At 68.3% G+C, this 16,216-nt stretch carries 13 protein-coding genes; 8 read left to right on the forward strand and 5 right to left on the reverse strand.

Features of this window, described 5'->3' with window-relative positions; translation table 11 throughout:
* Position 1: 1 nt before the first annotated feature.
* The 5 genes from AC07DU_RS00800 to AC07DU_RS00820 form a co-directional block, all read right to left on the reverse strand.
* A complete protein-coding gene (locus AC07DU_RS00800; RefSeq protein WP_360895963.1) occupies positions 2–595 on the reverse strand; it encodes a GTP-binding protein in 594 nt (197 codons plus the stop codon).
* Positions 570–947 carry a DUF742 domain-containing protein gene (locus AC07DU_RS00805; RefSeq protein ID WP_360895960.1) on the reverse strand — a complete coding sequence of 126 codons (378 nt, stop codon included), beginning with the start codon at positions 945–947 and terminating at the stop codon, positions 570–572. The genes AC07DU_RS00800 and AC07DU_RS00805 overlap by 26 nt, the downstream gene beginning before the upstream one ends.
* Positions 944–1,345: a roadblock/LC7 domain-containing protein gene (locus tag AC07DU_RS00810; protein ID WP_360895957.1), complete on the reverse strand. Its 402-nt coding sequence runs from the start codon at positions 1,343–1,345 to the stop codon at positions 944–946. Before AC07DU_RS00810 ends, AC07DU_RS00805 begins: the two co-directional genes overlap by 4 nt.
* Positions 1,342–2,511 carry an ATP-binding protein gene (locus AC07DU_RS00815; protein ID WP_453371283.1) on the reverse strand — a complete coding sequence of 390 codons (1,170 nt, stop codon included), beginning with the start codon at positions 2,509–2,511 and terminating at the stop codon, positions 1,342–1,344. Before AC07DU_RS00815 ends, AC07DU_RS00810 begins: the two co-directional genes overlap by 4 nt.
* A gap of 1,316 nt (positions 2,512–3,827) precedes the next feature.
* A complete protein-coding gene (locus tag AC07DU_RS00820) occupies positions 3,828–4,415 on the reverse strand; it encodes a response regulator transcription factor (protein WP_360895954.1) in 588 nt (195 codons plus the stop codon).
* 2,738 nt (positions 4,416–7,153) lie between these two features.
* Here AC07DU_RS00820 and AC07DU_RS00825 point away from each other — a divergent pair.
* From AC07DU_RS00825 to AC07DU_RS00860, 8 genes are all read left to right on the forward strand, one after another.
* On the forward strand, positions 7,154–8,224 hold the full coding sequence (locus AC07DU_RS00825; protein ID WP_360895951.1) for a ketoacyl-ACP synthase III family protein: 1,071 nt from the start codon (positions 7,154–7,156) through the stop codon (positions 8,222–8,224).
* Between the two features lie 442 nt (positions 8,225–8,666).
* The gene (locus AC07DU_RS00830; RefSeq protein WP_360896010.1) at positions 8,667–9,596 is read left to right on the forward strand and encodes an alpha/beta hydrolase; all 930 of its coding nucleotides are present in this window, start codon (positions 8,667–8,669) and stop codon (positions 9,594–9,596) included.
* Positions 9,597–10,140: 544 nt separating this feature from the next.
* Entirely contained in the window at positions 10,141–11,910 is a 1,770-nt protein-coding gene (locus tag AC07DU_RS00835; RefSeq protein ID WP_479108830.1) for a fatty acyl-AMP ligase, read from the forward strand.
* Between the two features lie 404 nt (positions 11,911–12,314).
* Positions 12,315–13,244, forward strand: a complete 930-nt coding sequence (locus tag AC07DU_RS00840) for a hypothetical protein (RefSeq protein WP_479108832.1) — start codon at positions 12,315–12,317, stop codon at positions 13,242–13,244.
* Positions 13,245–13,286: 42 nt separating this feature from the next.
* Positions 13,287–14,168 (forward strand): diiron oxygenase, encoded by an 882-nt coding sequence (locus tag AC07DU_RS00845; RefSeq protein ID WP_360895943.1) that lies wholly within the window; start codon positions 13,287–13,289, stop codon positions 14,166–14,168.
* Positions 14,165–14,410, forward strand: coding sequence for an acyl carrier protein (locus tag AC07DU_RS00850; RefSeq protein ID WP_360895941.1), 246 nt, complete (start codon positions 14,165–14,167; stop codon positions 14,408–14,410). The genes AC07DU_RS00845 and AC07DU_RS00850 overlap by 4 nt, the downstream gene beginning before the upstream one ends.
* On the forward strand, positions 14,407–15,234 hold the full coding sequence (locus AC07DU_RS00855; RefSeq protein WP_360895938.1) for a class-II aminoacyl-tRNA synthetase family protein: 828 nt from the start codon (positions 14,407–14,409) through the stop codon (positions 15,232–15,234). Before AC07DU_RS00850 ends, AC07DU_RS00855 begins: the two co-directional genes overlap by 4 nt.
* Positions 15,234–16,208 carry an NAD(P)H-dependent flavin oxidoreductase gene (locus AC07DU_RS00860; protein WP_479108834.1) on the forward strand — a complete coding sequence of 325 codons (975 nt, stop codon included), beginning with the start codon at positions 15,234–15,236 and terminating at the stop codon, positions 16,206–16,208. Before AC07DU_RS00855 ends, AC07DU_RS00860 begins: the two co-directional genes overlap by 1 nt.
* Positions 16,209–16,216: the final 8 nt, after the last annotated feature.

A 16,216-nucleotide genomic window follows, 5' to 3' on the forward strand; every position in this document is an offset into this window, starting at 1 on the left:
CCTAGTGAGCGCGGTGCAGCAGATAGCGAACGAGTGTGATCAACGCGTCGGCGGACGACTTCTCGTCACGCGCGTCGCAAGTGACGACCGGGGTGTCGTCGAGCAGGTCCAGCGCCTCGCGCAGCGCCCGTACCTCCCGGTCGGGGGTGCCGTCGAAGCGGTTGACGGCGATCGCGTAGTCGAGGCCGTACTGCTCGATCAGGTCGATCACGGCGAAGGAGTCCGCCAGCCGCTCGGGGTCCACCAGCACCAGCGCTCCGAGCGCGCCGCGTGCCATGTCCTCCCACATCTGCACGAAGCGCTGCTGGCCGGGCGTCCCGAACAGGTACAGCACCACGCGTTCGCTGATGGTGAGACGGCCGAAGTCCATGGCCACCGTGGTGGTGGTCTTGCTCCGGACCCCCTTGAGGTCGTCGAAGGACTCGCCGGCGCGGGTCATCGTCTCCTCCGTGGACAGCGGAGGGATCTCCGAGATCGCACGGATGAAAGTGGTCTTGCCGACGGCGAAGTGACCGACGACGAGGATCTTGACGGCGGTCTGGGTCGCTCCGGCGCGGACGTAGGCCCGTTCACCCAAACTTGGTGCGGAGTCCATTCAGTACCTCCTCGAGGATGCGTCTGTCCGTGAGCGGGGCACGCTGCACGGGTGGGCGGGTGATGAGGTAGCCGCCCTCGGTGAGGGCGGAGAGGAGGATCTTCACCACGCCCATGGGCAGCCGCATGTGCCCCGCGATCTCGGCGACCGAGAGGTAGCCGGCGGCGCACAGGTCGAGCAGGCTCTGCTCCTCGGGAGACAGCCGGGTCGGCCGCTGCTGGTGATCGCCCGCCGCGGTGACCAAGGTGATCAGGGACAGCTGCTCCTCGTCGGGCAGGCCGCGTCCCTTGGTGATGACGTACGGACGCACTAATTCCGCGCCACCCGGCTGCCAGCCGTCGAAGCCGGTCATGACCGCATGCCGAGGTTCTCGCGCGGCGGCGTCGTCAGAGCCTTGCCGAGCTGACCGACGAGCTGCTGCATCCGGAAGGTGATGTCCTGCATGTCGACGTCCGGAGAGGCCGAGACGCCGAGGTAGGCGCCCTCTCCGGCGGAGATGAGGAAGACCCAGCCCCCGTCGAACTCGACCAGCGTCTGACGCCACTGCAGTGCGCCCGTGTCGATGAAGAAACCGAGAGAGCGGCTCAGCGACTGAACGCCACTCATGGCGGCGGCGACGGTGTCGGCGTTGTCCTTGCCGAAGTCCCTCGTCCGGGCCATCAGCAGACCGTCGGCGGACACCAGGACCGCGTGCAGCGCCCCGGGTATCTCCAATGCGCTGTCAAGCATCCATGACAGATCGTCGTTCACGAGACCCCATGCCCTTCGCTGCTCGCATCACGTGTGCTGCTCGTTTGATCCGGCGAGTCCGAGCGTGTGGCCCGTCCGGATTGCGTCCCCCGCTGGAAGGCCCCCATGATCGCCGCGGTTTCCGCACCGGAGCGCGTCGCCGCCGGCATGCCCGAGGCACTGCCCGGCACGATGGCCATCGGCCGCTTGCGGCTGCGCTTGGGCAGGCCGTCGACGGTCGAGGACGTGGTCACCGCGGATTCGGGGCCGCTCGGGTCCGCCGCCGACATGGCGGGGACGGCCGGTGCCGGGGCCTTCTTGTCCGGCATGGCGGAGAGCAGCTCGTGCGGCAGGAGGAGGACCGCGCGGACGCCTCCGTAGGGTGAGTCGGAGTCCACGGACACCTCGAAGCCGAAGCGCTCGCTGAGCACGCCGATCACCGCGAAACCGAACTGCGGGGGGCTGCCGAGTCCCGAGACACCGGAGACCCGCTCGGTGGTCAGGAGCTTCGCGGCCTTGGCCCGCTCCTCGTCGTTCATACCGACGCCGGCGTCGTCGACGACGATGCAAATGCCCTTCGGGACGGTCCGAATGTTGATTTCGACCACGGTGTCCGGGCTGGAATAGCTGGTGGCGTTGTCGAGCAGCTCGGCGAGAGCCAGGGCCACCGGTTCGACGGCCCGGCTGGTGATGCCGAAGTCGACCTGCGAAAGGATTTCCACGCGCCGGAAGTGACGGATCCTGCCCTGCGCACTGCGGACCACGTCGTAAACCGAGGCGGCATCGCGCTGTCGCCCGAGCCAGCCGTCGCACAGTACGGCGATGGACTGGGCGCGCCGTCCGAACTGAGAGTTCGTGTGGTCGATCTCCAGGAGGTCCTGGAGAATGACGGACTCGCCGTACTTGCTCTGCAGTCCGGAGATGACCGACTGCTGCTCGGCGGCAAGTCCCTGGAGCGTCCTCATCGCGGACTTCAGGACCGACTTCGTCGCGTCCTGGGCATGCTCTTTCTCGATCTCGACGGATTTCGAGAAGCCGTGCTCCAACTCGGCGTAATGGGCCTTGATCTCCTCGACCTGATGCCGCAATGCCTGCGCCGCCTTGCGCTGGCGAGCAATGACGGCGACTGCGCCGACGACGGCGACGAGAAGGGCCCAGAGCACTGGATTCTGTATGTACTGCGTCATAAGACTCTCTTCAGGCGCTGACGGCCAGTTGTTGATTTCCGTCAATGCGGGTGGACCGGCGGACCATGCGTACCGGGGGCACTGCCGTACGGCCGCCGTGGTCGGAGATGTCGTGGTACGCCCATCAGCCGCTCCGCAAGTGTGTTGATCGTATCACCGGGTGTCAGGAGGTGACCGACCGTCAACAAGGAGTTCGTTGATGCGCATTGGCCTGATTCGGCCGACTTCACGGGAAGTAAATGAAGTGGGGGAGCGTCTCGCAACAGAGCTCGAGGCGACAGGGCGAGGTGTCCGATAAAGACCGTCTACGGCTTTCGAGGGCTCGGCGGTCCCCGAAGGGATGCCTCTTCGTCGATCCCTGTGCAGACGCCCTTTGCCGGCCCTGAGACGGCCGAAGGAACGGGCCGTGCCGAGAGCCCGGGGGGACGGCGTCACCAAGGAGCGGGCGAACATGCGCCAGTTGGCTTGGAACCGCTCTCACGTGGCGAGGATCATAGGGGTGGCGCGCGTCCGCGCCGGGGTGTGGGGCGCCGAGGACGGCGCCGGACGGGTCCCGGGGCCGTGCGGCAGGGCGCTCGCCGCGGCCCGGGGCGAGGTCCGGACGGCTCCGAGCGTCACGGGCCGCGATATGCGCAGCCTCTCAGGCAAGGGCGCCGTTTGTCGGGGCACGGCCCGCCGTTATCGCTGCCCCCTTCGGTACAGCCCTCGGTAACTCCGCCTGGGGGAGGGTGCGTTATGCCGCTGTCGGTTCTGGCGAGGGCGGAGCGAGGGGGCCGTGTGGCATCACGGGCCGGTGGTTCGGCGTCCCCGGCCTCGTCGGAGCGGAGAGTGTCGGCCATCCGTCGGACCCACCTCACTGCCAGGAAGCGGAACGTGGCGGCCAATTCAGCGGAGCCTTCGTCAACCATGGCCCGTCGTAAGGGAAGAGCGCCTTGCGCCGCAGGAGGCGAAGGACGCGGCTGCCGCAGTCCTCGCTGGTCAGGGGCGGTACCTGAGGGGTCATCAGGGCCGGACGGCCTCGCGCGCGAAGGTGTGCGGCCCGCACGTCACGGTGAGCTCGTCCAGCATTCGGACGGTACAAGTGAAATTCACGCACTCTCTTATGGGAATCTCGTTCCACCGGCAGGGGCGGGTCATTGCGCCATCGGTGTTCTGGTGGTAAATCTTAGCTCTGCGTCCGAGGGTGGTGCCGAGCCGATGGGGTGATCACGCGGGGCGCGCCGCGCAACCCAAAAAAAGGGCTGTGCACGGACGGTGTGACGAGGAAACGGTCACCTCGACAGCCGACGGCACAGCCCCATTCGGGAACGGGGCACTCAGACCCAGTTCGAATCCCGGGCAATCCTCAGTGCGTCTATGCGGTTGCGTGCCCCCAGCTTGGCAACCATGGACGAAAGGTAGTTGCGCACGGTCCCCTGCGAGAGGTGTAAGCGCGCAGCGATCTCGGTGACGGTGTCACCTCGGGAGACGTGCTCCAGCACGGAGAACTCCCGCAGCGTCAAGGGGCAGTCCTCGTTGACCAGCGCGGCGACGGTCAGCTCCGCGTCGAAGACCCGCTCGCCCTGGTGCACCCGGTGGATGGCCTCGAAGAACTGGCGCGGAGGCATGCTCCGTTCCACGATGCCGCCGATGCCGGCGGCGAAAGCCTGGCGAACGACGGATCGGGTGAACGCCGTGGCGAGCAACATGCTCCGGCATCCCGGAAGGCTCGCAATCTTCTCGGCAATTGCGATCGCGTCGGTGTCCCCGCCCTCGAAGCTGATGATCACCACATCCGGCTTATGCCGCTCGGCGAACTCCAGCGCGTCAAGATTGCTGTCCGCTGATCCGACTACGCGGATCTCCTCGTGCCGCTCAAGTAAAGCAGTGAGCCCGAAACGGGACAGGTGCAGGTCGTCGGACACCAATACATCGATTCCCACTCGATCCCCCAAGGTAGTTCCTCGACCGCCCTATTGGGCCGTAAATGCGTAACTCGTTCGATAATACCGTTCATGTTCGAAATCCTGAAGCTGGATCTCCATTCCGTGCCGCACGGCACAAAGGCGGATCGGGGAGCCGATCGGGCTGGGTGACCAGGGGTCTGAGGTGTGGTCACGGCCGCGACGGCGTCCTGGGGTTGGTCCCGGATCGGGTGGTCTCACCGACTCCGGCGTTGATCGCGTCGCCGTCCGGTGTGGTACGCGTGGCGCCTTAGGCTTCGGACCGCCGGGCAGTCGCCGGACGGTCCCCGGTCGAGCCGCCCACCGCGAGGGCTACCTTCTGATCCGGCGGTCCCGCGGCATCCACTTCCCATGACGTACCGGTGTACCGGTTGGTTGCACCTCGCAGGAGCGAACGGCGCGGGCCATGAGGACCGGGACGGACCGAGCGGTGGGTCGTCGACGCGTCGGCATGCTCGGCCGCTGGTCGGCGACCCGAGGCGAGGGCGTCCGGCCGGCGGCGTCCGGTCCGCTCGGGGTGTCCGGTCCGCTCGCGCGAGCTCCCGTCGTCGTCCAACGGCGCTGCCGCCTCAGCCAGTTGCCGGAGCGGGGCCACGAGCCGGTGGGCCGGGAGGGGCGGTGGCGCGGGGATGATGCCCCTGCGCCATCGGGCGCGTGAAGATCCTATGGATCGCGGCCTGTGTCCCGGTAAGTCCGGATCTGTCACGCGTGAAGGATCCACTATTTCTATATTCAGGGATATAGACGAACCGCCGGGTTCCCTGTACAGCGCATGCGTGGTAAAAATATCGGAGGCGAAGAGTCCGGCTGCCGTTTCCATCACGTTTCTCTCCTCTGAGCAGGGGTAATCGCGTCAAGGATTGGCCCGTAGCACGTATTCAGCAGAAAGAGGTGTGCCGCATGAGCAGACCGCTGCATGCGGGCCCGCAAACGCGAAAATGAGCACGTGTCGCCGCGCCTCGATGCCATGAAGCGGCGCGGGAATGGGTGAAACGGCACAATGACGTGCTGGACGTCAGGTGAAATGCCGCGACCCGCACCTCCGGAGGAGCTGGCACTGCCGGCCGTCGACCGTCGTAACCCGGGACGGTCGCAGGTCAGATTAGCCAGGGGCCTTCGTCAGATCAACTTGCCTGCGAGACGGCTACAGGGTCGTCATGGCAGTGATGGTGCGATCGAGTTCCGCCGCCGCGGCCGCCGGCGTCCGTGCGCCGGTGCGGCCACATCAAATCTTCCGAGTAAACCACCAGTCAAAGATTGACTGAGCACGTTTCCCCCGTCTTGTCACCCGTTAGATGTACTCGGAGCAGACATTAGCGGTGGCCCGGCCGGTTGTCACCCCTCCTCCTCGCGACGCGTCGCCCCGTGAACAGCCTGCCGCATTCCGGCCGCGCGGCGCCTCCGGAAGCACTGAAGGGGCGGTTTTTGGCCAGCGATTGGCGTGGTCAGAGCCACCTCCGCGGACCCTCGGCGGGCGGAGGCGGAGCCTCCGGCGCGACGCTCGGCGACGGCGCCGGCGCACACGCCGTCGCCCCGACGACGCCCTCCGACCACCTGCGCGTCAGTCGGTGGACGGCACATCTTCTTCCGGTCGACGTCTCGTCACTGCCGACGCCCGCGCCTCATCGGTGACGGTGGGCCAGCCTCCTGGCGCACATGCAGCGGGGGAAGGCTCCCGACCTGAAAACCTGAGAACACGTCAGCCCAGGCCCGCGATAGGGTAATATTCGCACGCGTTTCCAAACGGAGGGGTGCGGTCGGCATGTTCGTGGGGCTGTCGTTCACGGCGGGGCCGCCGCTGGGCGATCGGCCGTGTCACGGGCGGCAGTTGGGCCGCGCGCCGACGCGGAGCGCGATGACTCCGGTCGCGGTGTGGTCGTCCTGCGCCCTGCCGGCTCCCGGTGGCGCTCGATGCCGCGCGGCTCCCGGGGGTCCTGCGGGCGAGGGGGCGTCATCGCCCGCGTCCGGGCCCGTCCGTCCGTGCCACCGCCGTCCCCGTCTTCGCCGGACACGCCGTCGAACGCGCCGCCTCATCCCGCCTGAGCTCCACCCGGGGCGGCCGACTCCGCTGCGCGCGCTCCGTCCTGGGCCGGCGCCGCGTCGGCCGGGAAGCCGCACCCTCGCCCGAGCCGGCCGGCTCCCCTCCGGCCCCGCCGACGGCAGCCTCGAACGTATCCGCCCCGGTCGCCCCGACGAAGGCACCCGCGACGAACCCCTCCGGCGCAGCGGGCGTCACGCCGATTCTGGAACATCTCGCCGGTCCCGGCAATGAGGGAATAGGGGATAACCGGGTTTTCCCCCGAAATTCCCCGCTCGTAGGTCATCCGTACCGGTCCGCGCATGAGTTCCTCACCTCGCCGCATGACATACACACGGCGCCTACATGGCTGTGGGTGTTTAAAAGATCACTACTCACCGGTAAGCTTCAATTAGCGACCGGAACCACCTGGTGCCGCCCCGTGAAGACGTCCGGGGCGTTGCCCTACCAGGGGGTTTCTCAGGGCTGTGCAGTATTAATCGCAAGTCATGAGAAACGCATATGCGAATGATCGGGGGCGACGCTGTAGCGTGGCCTTTATTCCGATGAAACGTTCGCGATCTGATGGCCCGGATCGCCGAGCGTGATCGCACCGGTGGCCCGGACCAGGTCGCCACGGACGCGATACTCGACGGGCATCACACTCGGAGGAAGTTAGACAATGAGCACCCCTGTCTACATTGCGTCGGCTGCGGCTTGGATTCCGCCCGCGGAATCGGCGAAGGAAGCGGTGGCCGCCGGCAAGTACACCACCGACGAAATGACCGTCAACGACATCCCCTGCCTGCCTGTCGCCACGGACGAGATCTCCGTTCCGGACATGGGCGTGATCGCCGGGCGCAAGGCCATTGAGCGGGCCGCGGACGTGGTCGGCGACCAGGTCGACCTCATATTGCACGCCTCGATCTACCACCAGGGCCGCGACCACCACTGGAATTCGGCGCCCTACATCCAGCGCGAGCTGGGGATCACCGACGCCTTCGCGGTGAACGTGGAGGGGATGTCGAACGGCGGCATGGCGGCGATCGACCTGGCCATGGCCCAGCTCGAAGCCGGTCGGGGCACAAGTGCCCTGATCACCACCGCGGACCGGTTCTGCCCGCCCGGCTTCGACCGGTGGCGCGGTTCGTACGGCATCGTCTTCGGCGACGGCTCCACGGCGATGGTGCTCTCCACCACCGGTGGCTTCGCCCGTATCCACGCCGTCGCGTCGCTCACCGACGCCACCCTGGAACCGTTGCACCGGGGCACCGACCCGTTCACCAACGCGTACGGGGTAGTCGTCGACGAGAACCTGCGCACGCCCAAGAAGTCCTACCTTGAAGAGGTCGGAGTCGAGTCGGTGCTCAAGCGCGCCGAGGACGCGCTGCTCAGCGTCGTCCGTACGGTGCTCGACAAGACCGGCCACAAGCTCGACGACTTCGCCAAGGTCCTCCTGCCCAACATGGGCAGCATGATGATGCAGGTCCAGTTCTTCAACCCGCTGGGCATCCCGGCCGAGCGCACGCTGTGGAACTGGGGCCGCTACACCGGGCACCTGGGCGCCGGCGACCTGACCGCGGCCGTCGCCCGCCTGGTGGAGACGAAGGAGGTCAACCCCGGTGACTTCCTGCTGCTGGTCGGTACCGGTGGCGGTTACTCGCTGACCGCTGCCGTGGTCGAGATCGAGTCGGTTCCGGAGTGGACCGAGGTCACCACGGACTTCGCCCTGCCGGCCGACGTCACGGCGTGACCCCGACGCCGGAACCCGCGTTCCGGCCCGGGTGACGCCCCGCCGTGGCGGGCGCCCGGCTGACGCCCGCGAAGCCTGGATCGTGCGGGAAACAGGCATGCGCGAACGTCCACCGGGCCGATTGCCGCGGCGCCCCCTACGAGTAATCCCGACACCGGCGCCACGACACCCGGCGACGGCGCCCTTCGCGCACCGGAATCCGGGCGGGTCCGGGTCGGGGAGTCCCCCTCATGCTGTGCGGCCACGTTGCCGCCTCCCGGTGCGGGCAGTCACCGGTCGGCCGGCTCCCGCCGCACCGCATGGGGAGGGCGAACTCGTCAACACAGCTTCCGCGTCGACGCGTTGACCTTGACCACGCGGCCCGCGATTCCCGCACCACCGGCTTCGCGGGTTCGAACCGCTGAACCCTTCGCTGGTGTGATCCGAGGAGAATCCCGTGCCCATGGACCGTTTCATCCGCGCCTTGATCCAATGGCAGGCCGTCGACCGGCCCGCACCGGCGCGCACCCTCACCGTGGCACAAGTGCGCCGCAGGTACGCCGACAGTGCGGCGCGCACCTGCGGTGGCGCCCAGCCGGAACCGGTCGCCGCGGTGTCGGACCAGCTGATCGACGGCCGGGGCGGGCGCTTCCGTGTGCGGACGTACCTCCCGGTCACCGACCGGGGCCGCCTCGTGACGTTCCTGCACGGCGGGGGCTGGACGGTCGGCGACGTCGACACCCACGACGGGGTGTGCCGTCGCATCGCCGCCGCCCTCGGAGCGGTCGTCGTCTCCGTCGACTACCGCCGCGCGCCGGAACACCCCTATCCCGGCCCGCTCCAGGACGGCATCGCCGCCTCCGAGTGGGCGGCCGGCCAGTTCCCCGGGCGCGACCACGTGATCGCAGGTGACAGCGCCGGAGCGGGGCTGGCCCTGGGGATCGCGTTGCACCACCGCGACCACGACGGCATCACGTTCGCCGCGCAGCTGCTGGTCTATCCGCCCGCCGACCCGAGCATGACCTCGCCATCCCTGCACAAGTACGCGTCGGGATACCTGGCGGACCTCGACGACCTGCGCTGGTACTACGAGCAGTACGTGACCGATCCGGAACACGCCAGCGACCCGGCGATCGACCTGATCAACGCCGACCACCGCGGCCTGGCGCCGACGGTGATCGGCACGGCCGAATTCGACGGGCTGCACGACGAGGGCGTCGAACTCGCGGCGCGCATGGCCGCCAGCGGCGTCAGCGTGGAGCACGTTCCGGCGCCGGGCCTCGTGCACGGCTACCTCCTCCTGGCCGACGTCGTCCCCGCGGCCGCGGAGGCCACACGCGAAGTACTGGCGGCGCTGGAACGGACGTTGACGTCGGTACCGGTGCCGAACTAGGTCGTCTCTTTCGGATCTTGTCGGCCGAGCCCGCGGCGTCTGGTGCCGTGCATGGCAAGGCGGAGGGGCGTGCCGCGTACTGGACGTACCCGGACGTCCCGACAACGCGGCCAGGTGCGGTGCCAGACGCCGGGGGCCCGGCAAGATCCGGAAGAGACAGCGCCTAGTGCTGTGGCCGGGAAGGTTCGCCGGGTCGTGTTGTCCGGTGCGGTGCATCGCAAGGCGGAGGCCCGCGGCTCGTACCGGACGTACGTGCACGGTCCGACAACGCAGCGAGGTGCCGTGCCGGGCGGCGCGACCCGGTGGACCTTTCCGGTCACAGCACTAGGCGGGGTGCTCCCAGAGCCGACCCGGGTGGGGCCGGGGCGCCCCCGCCACCGTCCAGACCGCATCCGCACGGGACGTGCACCGACGTGCCGTTCCGCAATGAAGACGAGCGGCGCCGTGCTGCCGGCCGTCCGGCCCCGGACGCCGCATGCCGCCCAGGCCCGCCCCCCACCACCCGGCTCCGTGCACGATGACCGGCCTACAAGGAGATCTGACCGTGAGCACTACCGGAAGCCATTCGACCGCAGACGTGCGCACCCTCCCCGACGCCCTGCGGTTACGCAACGAGAAACAACCCGACGTCACCGCCTACGTCTTCCTGCGGGACGGCGAGGTGCCCCAGGAGACGCTGACCTACCGCGAACTCCACGACCAGGCCGGTCCGCGCGCCGCCGCGTTCGCGGCCGCGGGACTCTCCGGCAGCAGCGCCGTGCTGATGTACCCCGCGGGCCTGGAGTTCGTACGGACCCTCCTCGGGTGCATGTACGGGCGGGTGGCCAGTGCCCCCGTGCAGGTGCCCCGGCGCCGCGACGAGGTCGAGCGCCTGCGCCGGATCGCCGACGACGCCGGCACCTCCACCGTCCTCACCACCGCCGAGGTCGCCCGCGACCTCCAGGAGAACTTCGGTGACATGACCGCCCTGGCCGGGCTCACCCTGCTGGCCACGGACACCCTCGTGTACGACGCCGACGCCCCCGAGCCGCCGTCCCCGGGCCCGCAGGACACGGCGCTGCTCCAGTACACCTCCGGTTCCACCGGGGACCCCAAGGGGGTCGTGGTCACGCACGCCAACTTCCTGGCGAACGTGGCCGAGACCGACGAGATATGCCCCTGCGAGCCGGACGGCACCGTGGTGAGCTGGCTGCCGCACTTCCACGACATGGGCATGCTGTTCGGCGTGGTCATGCCCCTGTGCGCGGGCATCCCCTCGTACCTGATGGCCCCCGAGGCCTTCATCCGCCGCCCCACCCGCTGGCTCGAAGCCATCGCCAGATTCGGCGGAACGCACTCCGCCGCGCCCAGCTTCGCCTACGAGCTGTGCGCGCGGGCCGCCGCGGAGGGCAAGGTCGGCGCCGTGGGGGACCTGTCCCGCTGGCGGGTGGCGGCCAACGGCGCCGAGCCCGTGCGCTGGGCGACCATCCGCGCGTTCACCGAGGCGTTCGCGCCGTACGGCTTCAACTCGCGCGCCATGTGCCCCGGGTTCGGCCTGGCGGAGAACACCCTCAAGACCACCGGCCATTCCCCCGAGCAGGAGCCCACCGCGCTGTGGGTGTCCTCCGAGGCCCTGCGCGACGGCACGGTACAGCCCCTCGGGGAGGGCGCCGAGGGAGCCGTACCCCTGGTCAGCACCGGCGCAACGGCCGGCCGCACCCGGATCCGGATCGTGGACCCGGCGACGCTGCGGGCCCTTCCCGAGGGACGGGTCGGCGAGATCTGGATCAACGGCCCCTGTGTGGCGGCCGGTTACCTGGGCCGCCCCGAGGCGAGCGAGGAGACCTTCCGCGCCCGCATCGCGGGCGAGGACGCGCCCGACGGCGACCACCTGCGCACCGGTGACCTCGGATTCCTGCACGGGGACGAGCTGTACGTCACCGGGCGCCTGAAGGACGTCATCATCCGCAAGGGCCGCAACCACTACCCGCAGGACTTCGAGCTGTCCGCCGAACGCTCCGTACCGGGTCTGCACCCGAACAGCGCGGCCGCCTTCTCCTGCGAGGACGGTGAGCGCGAGCGGCTCGTGGTGGTCGTCGAGGCGGACGGCCGGCTCCTCAACTCCGTGGGCGCCGACACCGTGCACCGGCGCGTGTACGACAGCATCCGGGACCGGCACCGGATCACCCCGGACCACGTCCTGGTCGTACGGCGCGGGTCGCTGCCGAAGACCTCCAGTGGCAAGGTGCAGCGCCGCGAGTGCAAGCGGCGCTACGAGAACGGTGAGCTGACCTCCGTGGCCACGGCCGCCGCCACCGCCGGAACGGCAGGGTGACGGGGCCGGATCCGGCCGCCTGAGGCGGGGTCGTATCCGGACGAAGTGCCTCTGACCAGCGGGAACGAGGATCTCCGAGGTCTTTGTTCCCGCCGTGGTCGGAGGCGCTTTTCCGTCGCGGGCCGAGCGGCAGCACTGAAACGGCTCGGTGATGGGTAGCAGGGGGGTCCGGCCCGCATTTATTTCTCCAATGCGTATATGTAAAACGCATGGTGACGTATGTGAAGTTAATCTGTTGCGGCCCGAACCGTGGCTGGTACCGTCGAGTTCGTTCCGCAGATTCAGCAGAAGAGCTGGCTGGAATGGTCGCAAGGATAGGCACCGGGTCGTCGGCGCGGTCGTTTTGCCTGGAGGGATAGGCTGTGTCACACGAAACTGTAGCCTCGGATACACCCTGGGAAAAGGTGGCGAATTCTATTGAATTCATTCCCGCCGAATATTCCAGCAAAACCCAGTCGGAATCCGTGGCGCAGGAGATGCTGCGCTGTGACCCGGTCGATATGGACAGGCTCGTGGACGCGGGTCTGCCGTTCGAGGACCGGTCGGGCGTGCGTCATTTCGACGCGAACGATCTGTACAACCTCGGAATGTACTCGCAGAAGGGGAACACGCAGCCGGAGCTCACCTTCCGCCTGCTGTTCCGCTTCGCCGGCCGCTCGGTCGAGGACCTGCTGCGCCCGAAGGCGTGGGACTTCCGCGTCCGGCTCGAGTGCGCCGAGTGCGAGGGGGTCGCCCCCTGGCGTTTCGAGGCACCCGACGTCGTCCGGTTCGGCGGAAGCATCGCCGGCGGCGCGGCGCCGGGGCCGAGCTCCGGGTCGGCCGAGTACGCGGCCACGATCACCACGACGGGCGCGCGGACTCCGCTGGTCTCATCCGAGCTGCGGAACCTGACCCGGGAGTACCTCGACTCCGGCTATCGCTGGCAGATGATCCCGGTCGCCATGCAGGCGGACTACAAGCTGGTACACGATCTGGGCGCGACGAGCTGCATCGCCGCGAGCCTGCTGCTGGCCGAGCGGTTCCGTGCGGCGGGCTACCGGGCCGAGGCGAAGCGGGGCTGGTTCTGCGGAGTGCTCGGCGGCGCCCTCGACCTGCCGCACGCGTGCGTGGAGGTCGAGGACGAGGACGGTGTCTTCAAGACCATCGACATCGCCAAGGCGCAGCTGGCCGCGCGACTGTCGCCGAACACCCAGGATTTCCAGGAGCTGTGCCTCGGGTCGATCTACAACAAGGTGATCCCGTCCACTGCCTCCGGTAACGCCTCCTTCGGCTATCACGAATGTGGTTCACGACTGCCGGCCCATGTGCACGCAGATATTCGATCGGCTCGCTGAAGTTGAACTCTCGCACCACTGCGTTTGGAAGGACGAATAAAAATGGCGGTACGTGAAATCGAACCGGTCGTGCTTGAGCTGGACCGGTTGGAGAACATGGCCGAATCCGGCTATTACAACCCGTACACGATGTTTGACTGGCCCGACGCCATCGAGCCTGACATGCCGTGGATGAGCGAGAACCTGACCACGCTGGCCGGCACGCCGATGTGGGACGAGCTGACGCGTGAGCAGCAGATCGCGCTCACCCGGTACGAGGCGATCAACTTCTTCAGTCTCAACATCCACGGTATCCGTGAGCTGATGAGCGAGGTCGTGATGCGCATTCACGACCGGACCTACGCGGACGTCTCGGAGTTCCTGCACCACTTCATCGGTGAGGAAAACGAGCACATGTGGTTCTTCGCGCAGTTCTGCCTGCGCTACGGCGGCAAGCTGTACCCGGCGCAGCCGACGCTGAAGGCCGACTCGGTGGAGCACCTCTCGCCGGTCGCCCGCGAGCTGATCGTGTTCGCGCGCATCCTCATCTTCGAGGAGATCGTCGACTACTACAACGCGTACATGGCTACCGACCAGACGCTGCCGCACATCGCCCGTGAGATCAACCGGGTGCACCACCAGGACGAGAGCCGCCACGTCGCCTTCGGCCGGATGATCTTCACCAACCTGCTCGGCCAGGTCGTCAAGCGCGACCCCGAAGAGGCGCCGGTCGTCGCCGAGTACCTGGAGAACTACCTCCAGTACAGCATCGGCACCCTCTACAACCCGGCCGCCTACCGCGACGCGGGCATCCCGGACGCGCTCGCGCTGCGCCGGCGTGCGCTGGAGCACCCCGCCCGGAACGAGGCGCACGAGCAGGTGCTCAAGCGGACCCGCAAGTTCCTCTCCAAGTCCGGCGTAGGCAGGGAAACGATCAAGCGATGACCGACCCGATGCAGGCGGTCCAGGAGTTCATCCTGGGCCGCAACCCCAAGCTCGACCAGCTGACCCATGACCTGGACCTGATCGACAGCCGGGCCATCAACTCGCTGGCCTTCGTCGAGTTCATCTTCCTCCTGGAGGAGTTGACCGGCGAGTCGATCGATCCGGAAGACCTGGATCTGGACGACTTCCGCACGCTCGATGCGCTCGAAGCACGATTCTTCAAGAAGGAAGCGGCGCGATGACCACAGCAACCGACAACGGCCTGGGAGTTCTCAACGGCAGCCAGCTGCGGTTGCTGCGGGCTTTCGACGCGCTGGTCCTGCGCTATGCGGAGTCCTGGGACGCACCGGAGTTCCGGTTCCCGTTCCTGATGCGCTGCAAGGACCTGGACACCTTCGACTACTACGACAACTTCCCGCACCTGGGCCTCGCCGCGACCCGGCTCGACCCGCAGCGGCTCGGCGCCCACCTGGCCGAGACGCCCCGGCCGGTGGACCGGATGCCCACCGAGGTGATGGAGCCGACCGCGTTCGCGCTGCCCTCCGCGGCGTGCTACTCGATCTACCTCGACCTGGCCGGATCCACGCTGCCCGCCGAGGGCACGCTGCGGACCACGGTCGGCACCTGCTTCCGCAACGAGGACCACTACCAGGGTCTTCAGCGGCTGCTCGGCTTCTCCATGCGGGAGATCGTCTGCATCGGACCGGAGGAGGCGGCGAAGAGCCACCTCGTGCGCGCCAAGGAAGCCGTGACGGGCCTGTGCGCCGAGCTCGGTCTGGACCTCAAGCTGGAGGTCGCCACCGACCCGTTCTTCGACAAGAACGGCGGCAAGGCGAAGATGCAGAAGCTCTTCCCGGTGAAGGAGGAGTTCACCGTCAACGGCCTGGCGATCGGCTCCGTCAACTACCACCGGAACTTCTTCGGTGAGCGGTGCGAGATCCAGGCGGGCGGGGACACGGCGCACACCAGCTGCCTCGCCTTCGGCCTGGAGCGCTGGGTGCACACCCTGACCGAGCGGTTCGGCAGCGCCGAAGCGGCGGTGTCGGCGCTCGAAAGCGTGCGCTGATGCGTTCCTCGCTGGCAGAGGTGCTCGGCCTCGAAGTGGGCCTCCTGCAGTCGGGCATGGGCGGTGTCGCGGGCGCGGAACTCGCCTGTGCGGTGTCCAACGCCGGCGCGGGAGGCTGCGTGGGCGGCTACAAACTGGTCGACGAGGCGCTGTCCGCCATCCTCGACCGGCTGACCACCGGCACCGACCGCCCCGTCGGAGTGAACCTGATCCCCGAGGTGGTCGGGCCGGAGGAGCTCGACCGCCAGCTGGCGCAGGTGCTCGCCGAGACGCCGCAGAACGTGTACGTGTCCCTGTTCGGCATGCCCGACGACGCGGTCTTCGAGCGCGTCGTCGCGGCGGGCCGGCACCTGGTGGTCCAGGTCGGGACCGTCGAGGACGGGGTTCACGCGGCCGAGCGGGGCGCCGTGGTGGTGGCCCAGGGCGTCGAGGCCGGCGGTCACCTCCTCGGCACCTCGCAGCGCGACGACCTGGTCGCCGCCCTGCGCGAGCGGCTGCCGGAGGCCTGCATCGTCGCCTCGGGCGGGATCGGATCGCCGGCCGAGGCCGAGCGGGCCGTCGCCGCCGGAGCCGACGGCGTACTGCTCGGGACCGCGTTCGTCGTCGCACACGAATCGCGGGCCCACAGTCAGTTCAAGTCGGCGGTGACCGCCGCCGACGAGACCGACACCGTCATCACCGATGTCTACGAGATCGGCTGGACGGGCCGGCGCCACCGCGTGCTGGCCACGGCCGTCACCGCCGACCCCGACCAGCCCAAGAAGTTCATCGGCAAGACGGTGGTCGAGGGGAAGCCGTACCTGGTCCCGCGGTTCAGCTCGGCGGTGCCGACCACGGCGACCACCGGCCGTATCGAGGAAATGGCCCTGTACTGCGGCCAGTCCTGCAGTGCCGTCTCACAGGAGACGTCGGCGGCCGACGTGGTCGCCGGATTCGCGAGTGTCCTTCCGGGCGCCGAACTCGCCAGTAACTAGAAAGGGCG

The sequence above is a fragment of the Streptomyces sp. NPDC045695 genome, from assembly GCF_056432025.1.

What these genes read in the sequence shown, in the direction of transcription:
- AC07DU_RS00800 (WP_360895963.1), bottom strand. Translation starts at nt 595, where the DNA reads ATGGACTCCGCACCAAGTTTGGGTGAACGGGCCTACGTCCGCGCCGGA.
- AC07DU_RS00805 (WP_360895960.1), bottom strand. Translation starts at nt 947, where the DNA reads ATGACCGGCTTCGACGGCTGGCAGCCGGGTGGCGCGGAATTAGTGCGT.
- AC07DU_RS00815 (WP_453371283.1), bottom strand. Translation starts at nt 2,511, where the DNA reads ATGACGCAGTACATACAGAATCCAGTGCTCTGGGCCCTTCTCGTCGCC.
- AC07DU_RS00825 (WP_360895951.1), top strand. Translation starts at nt 7,154, where the DNA reads ATGAGCACCCCTGTCTACATTGCGTCGGCTGCGGCTTGGATTCCGCCC.
- AC07DU_RS00830 (WP_360896010.1), top strand. Translation starts at nt 8,667, where the DNA reads ATGGACCGTTTCATCCGCGCCTTGATCCAATGGCAGGCCGTCGACCGG.
- AC07DU_RS00845 (WP_360895943.1), top strand. Translation starts at nt 13,287, where the DNA reads ATGGCGGTACGTGAAATCGAACCGGTCGTGCTTGAGCTGGACCGGTTG.
- AC07DU_RS00850 (WP_360895941.1), top strand. Translation starts at nt 14,165, where the DNA reads ATGACCGACCCGATGCAGGCGGTCCAGGAGTTCATCCTGGGCCGCAAC.
- AC07DU_RS00855 (WP_360895938.1), top strand. Translation starts at nt 14,407, where the DNA reads ATGACCACAGCAACCGACAACGGCCTGGGAGTTCTCAACGGCAGCCAG.
- AC07DU_RS00860 (WP_479108834.1), top strand. Translation starts at nt 15,234, where the DNA reads ATGCGTTCCTCGCTGGCAGAGGTGCTCGGCCTCGAAGTGGGCCTCCTG.